This window comes from Streptomyces sp. rh34 (assembly GCF_002551245.1).
Taxonomy (GTDB): domain Bacteria; phylum Actinomycetota; class Actinomycetes; order Streptomycetales; family Streptomycetaceae; genus Streptomyces.
The window spans coordinates 1-1,066 of record NZ_NTGZ01000552.1; the positions used below are offsets into that span (position 1 = coordinate 1).

General features: G+C 75.2%; 2 pseudogenes. Both read left to right on the forward strand.

Going from position 1 to position 1,066, the window contains the following annotated elements:
• Positions 1 to 728, forward strand: a pseudogene (locus tag CR470_RS38145) (DNA polymerase III subunit gamma and tau); the annotation flags it as partial.
• Positions 729 to 845: 117 nt separating this feature from the next.
• Positions 846 to 1,066, forward strand: a pseudogene (locus CR470_RS38150) (phosphoribosylamine--glycine ligase N-terminal domain-containing protein); the annotation flags it as partial.

The following is a 1,066-nucleotide window of genomic DNA, read 5'->3' on the forward strand; positions in this document are numbered from 1 at the left end:
TGTATAAGAGACAGGCCCCGGTCGCCCCGGCGGCCCCCGCCGCCCCGGCCGCACCCGAGGGCGGGCAGAGCATGGCCCAGGGCGCCGCCCAGGTGCAGAACATGTGGCCGGACATCCTGGAGGCGGTCAAGAGCCGCCGGCGCTTCACCTGGATCCTGCTCAGCCAGAACGCCCAGGTCGCCGGGTTCGACGGGACCACCCTCCGGATCGGCTTCCTCAACGCGGGAGCCCGGGACAACTTCGCGAGCAGTGGCAGCGAGGAGATCCTCAAGCAGGCCCTCGCCGAACGGTTCAACGCCCAGTGGCGCATCGAAGCGGTCATCGACACCTCCGGTGGCGGCGGGACACCCCCGGGGCCCGGCGGAGGCGCCGGACGCCCCGCCCCGCAGTACCAGCCCGCCCCGGCAGTCCCCGCCGCCCCGGTCGCGTACGAGCCCCGGCCCCAGCACTCCGCCCCGCAGCAGCCCGTGCCCTCGTCGCAGGGACAGCCCCCGCCGCCCCAGCAGCAGCCGCCCGCCTCCGCGCCGCCGCAGCGCCGGGAGGCCGCGCCCGCCCCCGAGGCCTCCCCCAGTGCGTACGGGGCGGAGCCGCCGCGATCCGTTGCTCCCGAGGACGACACCCCGGAGGCCGACGATCCGGATCTCATCGACTCCGCCCTCTCCGGCCACGAGCTGATCGTCCGCGAGCTGGGCGCCACGGTCGTGGAGGAGTTCACCAACGAGCAGTGACGAGCAGTGAGGAACAGTGGCGAGCAGGGACGCGGTGACGGCGGGGGCGGGAGGCTGCCTGTCCACGGACCGGCGGTCGTCGGGGCTCCTCGCGCCCGGCGGGATAGGCTGCACCCCGTGAAGGTCCTCGTCATCGGCGGCGGCGCCCGCGAACACGCCCTGTGCCGCTCTCTGTCCCTCGACCCCGATGTCACCGCTCTGTACTGCGCCCCCGGCAACGCCGGCATCGCAGAGGTGGCCGAACTGCACCCGGTCGACGCGCTCGACGGTGACGCCGTCGCGCGCCTCGCGGCCGAGCTGGGCGCCGGGCTGGTGGTCGTCGGCCCGGAGGCGCCGCT